Genomic DNA, 7,702 nt, shown 5'->3' on the forward strand with positions numbered 1-7,702 from the left:
AAAAAATAACGATGAAAAAGCTGTATTTTGTTCTCCCCCCCCCCCCTTAAAAAAACGGATGAGTAAATTTTAACTAAAATACCAGGTTGTAGGGGTTCTTGTGTTTCTTCCCTCAAATCTCCCGTTTTCTGATTCTGGCTTTTTATTAGAGAACCGCAATGCTAAATTGGTTGCTAAATAAATTGAATAATTAGACAAAAGACGCCAATTTTCCCTCCGATTATGTGATGAGGTAGCCGTGAAACGTACAGGAAGTAACATAAACGGTCAAAACATTGACTCAAACGCTGCTGACCGCACAGCTCAACCCAATCAGCTTTCCGGTGCTAATCACGGCAACCCTGACGATACCTACAGCGAACCCGTTAAAGCTCCCGCCTTTAATCGGCGTACCCTGGGGGTAGCCTCGGTTCTGGGGCTGCTGTTCTCGTCCCTGCTGGCGGTCACTTTGTTTTTCGCTTCCGCAGACAATTCCGCTTCCCAGTCTCCCAAATTTGACGCTAAAACAGTTTCCGAAAACACCATATTTGCGTTTGCTCAGCTAAAACCGGCAGAGTTCTCTACCGCTAACAGCTTTTACCATTCAGATCTAGACCCTGCTGATGTTTTCAGCAACCAAAAGTCAGGGGGGGCGTTGGCAGTCTCCCGCAATCAGAGAGTTGCTGAAACTTCCGCGGCTCAAAGTGGCTCTGCGAATAGCGTGCGCTCGCAATGCTCGGGCGCTGCTTGTACATCCCCCAGGCGTGCCCCGGTAGCTCCTACGGTGAAGTTGAAGTTGTTTAAGTTGGGGGTTACGGATCCTAAGCTTGTGAGGAACTGTTTGTTTGCTAGAAAGGTTTGTTCTGCTGGCGATGGTGAGCTGGTTGCTGGCGCTAGGTTTGCTTTGTATAAGGGTAGTAGCGTCGATGAGGCTAAGAAGGTTGGGGAGTATACCGTTGGTGAGGACGGGGTTGAGATTTCTGGTTTGCAGCAGGGGTCTTATACGTTGAAAGAGGTTGAGGCTCCTGCGGGTTATGAGCTGAATCCTAATAACGTATCCTTGAATGTTAAGTCTGATGGTAGAGTCGAGCGCGGGAGAGGTAAAATCTTTGCGTACTTAGAGAATAACGAGTTTTATTTCCCGAACTTGAAGGCTGTGGAACCTGAGGTTTCGTTGTTTAAGTTGGGGGTTGAAGATTTAGCGGTTTGTTCGTGGGGTTCTTGTTCTGCGGATAATGGTGAGCTTTTAGATGGTGCTGAGTTTGCCTTGTATGAGGGGACTGGGGCTGATACGGAGCATCAGGTTGGTAAGACTTTTACTGTTGGCAAGGATGGTTTGAAGATTCCTGGTTTGCAGGTGGGTAAGACTTATAGCTTGCTAGAGGTTAGGTCTCCGGCTGGGTATGAGGCTAATGGTGCTAGGTACACGTTTGAGGTTGATGCTGATGGTAAGGCTAAGTATCAAACGGATAATGGTTCACAGTTTTTTGTAGATAATAAGATTTTTGTTCCTAATAAGAAAGCTGCGCCTCCTACGGTGACGGTTAGGTTGTTTAAGTTGGGGGTTACGGATTCTAAGCTTGTGAGGAACTGTTTGTTTGCTAGAAAGGTTTGTTCTGCTGGCGATGGTGAGCTGGTTGCTGGCGCTAGGTTTGCTTTGTATAAGGGTAGTAGAGTCGATGAGGCTAATAAGGTTGGGGAGTATACCGTTGGTAAGGACGGGGTTGAGATTTCTGGTTTGCAGCAGGGGTCTTATACGTTGAAAGAGGTTGAGGCTCCTGCGGGTTATGAGCTGAATCCTAATAACGTATCCTTGAATGTTAAATCTGATGGTAGAGTCGAGCGCGGGAGAGGTAAAATCTTTGCGTACTTAGAGAATAACGAGTTTTATTTCCCGAACCTGAAAGTACAGACAATCGATATTTCTCTAAACAAAGTATCCGATAAAGATACCCCCCTAGAGAACGTAAAATTCGATTTATACGAAGCCGATAACCCGGCTAAACCAGTACAAAATATAACCACCGACGAACACGGGAAAGCTACGCTCACAGTTACTCCCGGACGTAAATATCGACTGGTAGAAACCGCAACCGCCCCCGGATACGCCCTCCTGCCACAAGCAATAGAATTCCAGGTAGATGCGAACGGTACGGTAACAATAGATAAACAAAACGGAAACGTAAACACCGTAACCGGGGGAGATAAAACCCTGAAAGTAGTAAACTACCCCGAAGGAAAACTGCCCCTGTCCGGACATGCTGGTTCCCTGCAAGTATTACTAATCGGGCTATCCCTGTTACTGGCGGCCGTGACCATAACCCTATTTGAAAGAAAACGAAACTAAAAGGTCAAAGTATTATCTCTAAACACGACCCTACTGGCTGTTATCGGTAAAACAGAGGACAACCCTATCTAAAATCGCGGCTCGTCCTCATAGTTGAAAATAGAGGAGCAACCCCATAAACAGCCAGTAGGGTTAGCGCTCCACAAAAAGATATACAGCGATAAAAGTTTTCGTTCCATTAAGAACTGATTAAACTAAAGGAAGCGGTAATCACCTAAAAATATATACCGGTAGAAAGGAGGGGAAAAAATCATGCGGAAAATCCTAATCAGCGTACTGACCATAGTAGGCGCGCTGCTGCTACTTTACCCAGTAGTAGCCGTATTTGCCGGAAACCTCCACATCGGAGCTATCGCGCGGCAACAAGCACAAGAAATGAAAAAACTAGAAACTCAACCAGAAAAAGCGCAACAACTACTAGAACAAGCCAAAAAATACAACGCCCGCATTCGCGGAATCCCCATCCTCGACCCCTACCTGTATCAAATGACCAAAACCGGGTCAGAAGAATACCAAGAATACTTAGCGACCCTCCCCGGAGACATCATGGCACGCCTAGTCGTGCCAGCAGCAAAAATCGACCTCCCAGTACGGCACGGTACCGAAGATGACGCCATCGCGCGCGGAGCCGGACACCTATTCGGAACCGGACTGCCAGTAGGCGGAAAAGGAGTAAACGCGGTACTCACCGCCCATTCAGGTATGAGAACCGCCAGCCTATTTGACGGATTAACAGACGTACAAGTCGGCGACATAGCCTACGTGCAGGTAGCCGGACAAAAACTCGCCTACAAAGTAAAAGAAATCCACATTATTAAACCCACACAACTAGAATTATTTGAAGCTCAAGCTGGGCGTGACCTGCTAACTCTCTTCACCTGCACGCCCTACGGAATCAACACCCACCGCCTAGTAGTAACTGCAGAACGAATCGCGTTAAACCAAGCCCCGCCCATGAATGAAAGCGGGCCTACCTGGTGGGATGCTCTGCGCTGGTGGATGATAATCCCGATAATAATCTGCGCTATCGGAGGCACAATCGTGGTGCGGTATTTGCGGAAGAACCGGAAAGATAAGGATACGGGTGAGGGTGATTCCGGAAGTTCTGGTGGGTCTGGTGGTTCTGGTTCGGCGGGGTCGGATGGTTCACCAGTGTTACCGGGGTCGGGCGTGAGTGGAGAAGAATACGCCGGTTCTGGCAGCGCTGCCCAAAATAAAGAAACGCCCATGCCGAGCATAAAAGGCGATAGCGGCGCAGTCACAAAAGCCAGCGAAACTATCGGTACGACCAGTGAAGCTACTGGAGAAACTGGCACCCAGGAAATAAAAAGATTATTCGCGATTAGCGCAGCCAGTAGGGCAGTGACAGATACGAAAACGCCCAGACTAAGCCGCGTAGAACGGGCAAAAAAACTCCGCGACTCCAAAAAGCCCAGCCGGGAATATCAGCTTTCCCCCGCCTATGAAACAGACCAAAACCCACAGCGCCTGAAACAGCACGCCCCCAGCCACCGCAAAGAAAAAACCCTAACCAAATAGACCTAATCTAGCCCGACCCCTTAGCGCGCCCTATAAAATAGAAACCAGTAGGCAAAGGCGTAGTGGAAAGGCAAAAGAGATGGCGGGAAAACCAAACATCCTAGTTGGGGTAGACGGCTCGCGCGAAGCACTCCAAGCCGCCGAATGGGCCGGGGCGAGAGCAAAAATAAACAACGCCCAGTTGCAAATTGTATGCGCATACGCTTTACCCTCATACACGGCAGCATCAATGGAAAGCGGATTCGCGGTAATAGACAACGATGCCATTCGCGCCAGCGCACAAACCGTAGTAGACGAGGCGCTCACCCACTTAGCAAAGCTAGGCTACCATGCTGAAGGGCGGGTAGAGCCGGGTGACCCGACGGCGGTATTGGTGCAACTGTCGCAGCAAGCCGATTTGATAGTCGTCGGCACCAGGGGGACAGGCGGATTCGCAGACAGACTACTGGGAGCCACATCATCCGCGTTACCGGCATATTCACGCTGCCCAGTAGTGGTAGTTCCCGCCAGAGACACCGATCAACAGTTCACGCCAGTAAAGAAAATCGTAATCGGGGTGGACGGTTCGAGCAGATCGCGCAAATCCTTGCGACGAGCCATTGAAGAAGCATCGCTCTGGGGCGCACAACTGACCGCCGTGGACGCGGTTCCGATGGCGTCATCGGCGGGAGTGCTCGCCTGGCTGCCCGCAACAGTAGACCGGGAAAGCATATTGCGGGACGTGCGCAACGAGCTAAAAGCCATATGCAAAGCAGAAAGTGCTGGTAGCGGGGTTGAAATCCATGCTCACGCCCTGGACGGAAACCCGGCAGTACTGCTAACCGAATTTTCAACCGCCGTTGAGCTGGTGGTAGTAGGTACGCGGGGACGTGGAGGATTCGCCGGGGTGTTGATGGGATCCACCTCGCAATCAGTGCTGGCGCACTCGACCTGCCCGGTACTGGTTGTGCCCACCGGGGACGGTCGGGGAGCTGAAGAATAATGGCTGAATTTGTGATGGTTGGGTGATGGCTTGTTGTTTTTTTGGGAGGAGGATTGCGTTTTGCTAGCGTACCGGACTTGTTGTTCTGCCTGCTTGGGGGGCGTCCTGTAGTTTCTGTTTTGCCCTCCCGTGACGTTTGCACCCTCCTGGTGCAGAATCGTCCTCCTGATTTAGGGCTGACGGCTTGGTTTGAGGGTTTTAGAGCGTCTTGGGAGGGTGGTTTTGTCTTGGGAGGGTGTTTTCGTCAGGCGTGAGCATTTTGGAGATGCTGATTTTAGTGGTCTCCGTATTTTGCTGGCGTATCTGGACTTGCCCTTCTGCCTGGTCGTGGGTGTTAGGCTCTGCTTTTTCTATTTTGCCTGGTTGGGGTGCGTCCTGTAGTTACTGTTTTGCCTGGTTCTTTTAGGTTCTGTCCTTTCTGGTTGTGCTTTGCTGTCCGTAAACAGTTTTTGTAACCTGTCTGTTTCCAGAATCCCGCATTTTTCTGTTCCTTTTCCCCTGCCTGGTCGGGGTGTGTTTTGACGTTTTCGCCCTCCCGATTCCTGGCTGTCGGCTTGTTTTGGGGGATTTAGTCCGTATCGGGAGGGTGTTTTGGTCTTGGGAGGGTGATTTTGTCAGTCGTGAGTGCTTTGCGGATGCTCATTTTGGCGCAAGAGTACTCCTCGGAATCTATCAAAGCTGATAGCCGGGATATTCCTATCCTCGCCCTCCCTGCGAACACACCCTAATCTAAGCCCTTTGCATTTCCGTCCTAACCTTTACTCCTACTCCTCCTCGTCCGAAAATATGCTTCTCAAAGCCGGGAATACCTCCGGGCTCTGCTTTCCCCATGCGCAAGAATTAACTGCTTATCTAGCAGGGAGTTCAGCAATCGGATTGTTTTTGACTTGTCAAAGCCAGAACGTAAATCCAGTTCAGAACGTGAATAGTACCTACCCCGCAGCATGGAATTTAGTAGCAGTTCTTCCTGGGGAGACATCTGCGATAACGAACCAATAAAAGGTAAAGTAACCGTGATAGAGTTCTCCAAAAGCTCAAATTTGGGAAGCTCTTTTTCATCACGATAGGACTCGCGGATACGCAAGATACCGGTACCAAACTTCTCAATCAGTCCCAGACGAAAGAAAACCTCCGCCAAAATCGGGTTCCTGAGCACAGATACTCGTCCTCGTAAATACTCTTCCTTTGAAAGCCCAGTCGGAAGACCTCCCGGAGAGCATATCTCGACGCGATCAGGGAAAATACTAACCCGCATGCGGGAATTAATATCCCAAGTCCGGTGAACCAGGCCGTTAGCGATTGCCTCCCGGAAAGCTTCGCGCGGAACCAAATCTTTGGTGAAGCGGGTCGCGCCCTCAATCATCTCAAAGCGCAAGTAACGATTGAAAACCTCCATAGCCGTGGACAGCTGCTGTAGAACAGAAACGTGCTCAACAGTGGTGCGATCCAAGATTTCATTAATGGAAGCACCGAATTTGATGATGTCGATTCCGGGATAACTGTTCTTATCGGACAATATGGCAGCGGCACGGTTGAAACCGTTCGTCCCCATTAACCCCAAGGTTTTCAGAACATCTATGCTGGTATCCGAAATATCTAGCTGATTGTGAAGAGCTGCGGATAGAGTCTTAAACTCCAGATTTTTCTCGGGGGAGTCAAGTTCTTCAAAGGAGAGGTTCTCTCCCTCTAGCACCAGGCGATTTAGCTCAATCCTATCGACTTCGACCGTGGAGCTGTCGCTCCTGCGATACGCTTTCCCATTATATAGATAGGGCTTATCGGGGCCTTCCTGCACGTGAACGCGGATTGTGTTGTCGCTTGGATTTATCTGGATAGAAAATCTGGGACGCGGGGTAACACAGTCGTTAATGCGATTTTCGATTGCGAGACAGGTTTCATCTAGATGGTCTAGACCAACCGCGGTCCCCGTGTCATCGATTCCAAACAGTATTTCCCCGTCATGAAAGTTCGCGTAGGCGCTTACAGTCTTGAGGAAGGTGTTGCTGACTTTTGATTTGAACTCCAAGAATGCGGATTCTCGCATATTTGTCTCCTCTCCGTGGGATTTATTCTAGTTTTTATGCAAAGCAAATGCAACGCAATCTAATAAGTTGCATTTTCGTTGTAATTGCTTTGGGATGGGTGGGTTCTCGTTTCATTGATATTCCGGATAAACGCGGTGAAACTTGAGCATGAAGCGCACTGGGTTTTGTTCCAGGAGGCGAGCAAGAGATGGAGGGTAAGCATGAGATGCGGGACAAACATGAGGGTGCGCACGCTCTCAGCGTGGAAAATCAGCTCGGATTGAAGCAATCGTTACCTCATGCTCGGTTCGGCTGGTTGTTACTGGGCGTCTTGCTCTCGGTTCCTTGTCGCGTCAATCTTGAGAGGAAGGTGGTGGCGAGGATCTGGTGGGGGCTGAGGGCAGCCGATTCGCCGATTCTCACGAGTAAATGCCTAAAATTATGCTTTTTAAGCATTTTAAGATTCGCCCTTGATTTTTATTACTTTAAATGCTTTAAGTTTATTTTTATTTATATAAAAGTTACTAAAGAAAAGCTAGTAACTGTTAAAAGAATAGGAAAATAAGTGCCTGAATTAATAGAGTTTGCGCATTTTTCGTCGTGTCTATTTCCGAGGCAAATTTTGCGAAAGTTATCCACAGGCTAGATTATAAAAGAGGCGCCGTTTTCTCATTAAATAACTCTAATACATAAGGGGTGTGTTGCGTAAATAGGGTGTGATGCTGTTTCTTAGTCCCTTTTTCTTCTGGGTGAGGGGGCTGGCGGTGTTTCCCGTTCCCTAGATTGCTCCGGTTAAATCGCTCCGCAGGGAGGGGGGGAGAAGAGTGGGGG

The 7,702-nt window shown here is 49.2% G+C and carries 5 protein-coding genes; 4 read left to right on the top strand and 1 reads right to left on the bottom strand.

Annotated features, from left to right (window positions below; genetic code table 11):
- Positions 1-238 precede the first annotated feature (238 nt).
- The 3 genes from QZT94_RS08840 to QZT94_RS08850 all read left to right on the top strand — a co-directional run bounded on the left by QZT94_RS08840 (position 239) and on the right by QZT94_RS08850 (position 4,847).
- Positions 239-2,326, top strand: coding sequence for a SpaA isopeptide-forming pilin-related protein (locus QZT94_RS08840; protein WP_296773379.1), 2,088 nt, complete (start codon positions 239-241; stop codon positions 2,324-2,326).
- Positions 2,327-2,578: 252 nt separating this feature from the next.
- On the top strand, positions 2,579-3,865 hold the full coding sequence (locus tag QZT94_RS08845; RefSeq protein WP_296760559.1) for a class C sortase: 1,287 nt from the start codon (positions 2,579-2,581) through the stop codon (positions 3,863-3,865).
- A gap of 79 nt (positions 3,866-3,944) precedes the next feature.
- Complete coding sequence (locus QZT94_RS08850; protein ID WP_296760558.1) at positions 3,945-4,847, top strand: universal stress protein; 903 nt, start codon at positions 3,945-3,947, stop codon at positions 4,845-4,847.
- A gap of 793 nt (positions 4,848-5,640) precedes the next feature.
- On the opposite strand, the gene QZT94_RS08855 is transcribed toward QZT94_RS08850, so the two are convergent.
- On the bottom strand, positions 5,641-6,891 hold the full coding sequence (locus tag QZT94_RS08855) for an ATP-binding protein (RefSeq protein ID WP_296760556.1): 1,251 nt from the start codon (positions 6,889-6,891) through the stop codon (positions 5,641-5,643).
- 188 nt (positions 6,892-7,079) lie between these two features.
- Here QZT94_RS08855 and QZT94_RS08860 point away from each other — a divergent pair, with 188 nt between their 5' ends.
- Complete coding sequence (locus QZT94_RS08860; protein WP_296760554.1) at positions 7,080-7,436, top strand: hypothetical protein; 357 nt, start codon at positions 7,080-7,082, stop codon at positions 7,434-7,436.
- The last annotated feature ends 266 nt before the right edge of the window (positions 7,437-7,702 follow it).

It is taken from the genome of Varibaculum sp. (assembly GCF_008661855.1).
Classification (GTDB): Bacteria; Actinomycetota; Actinomycetes; order Actinomycetales; family Actinomycetaceae; genus Varibaculum; species Varibaculum timonense_A.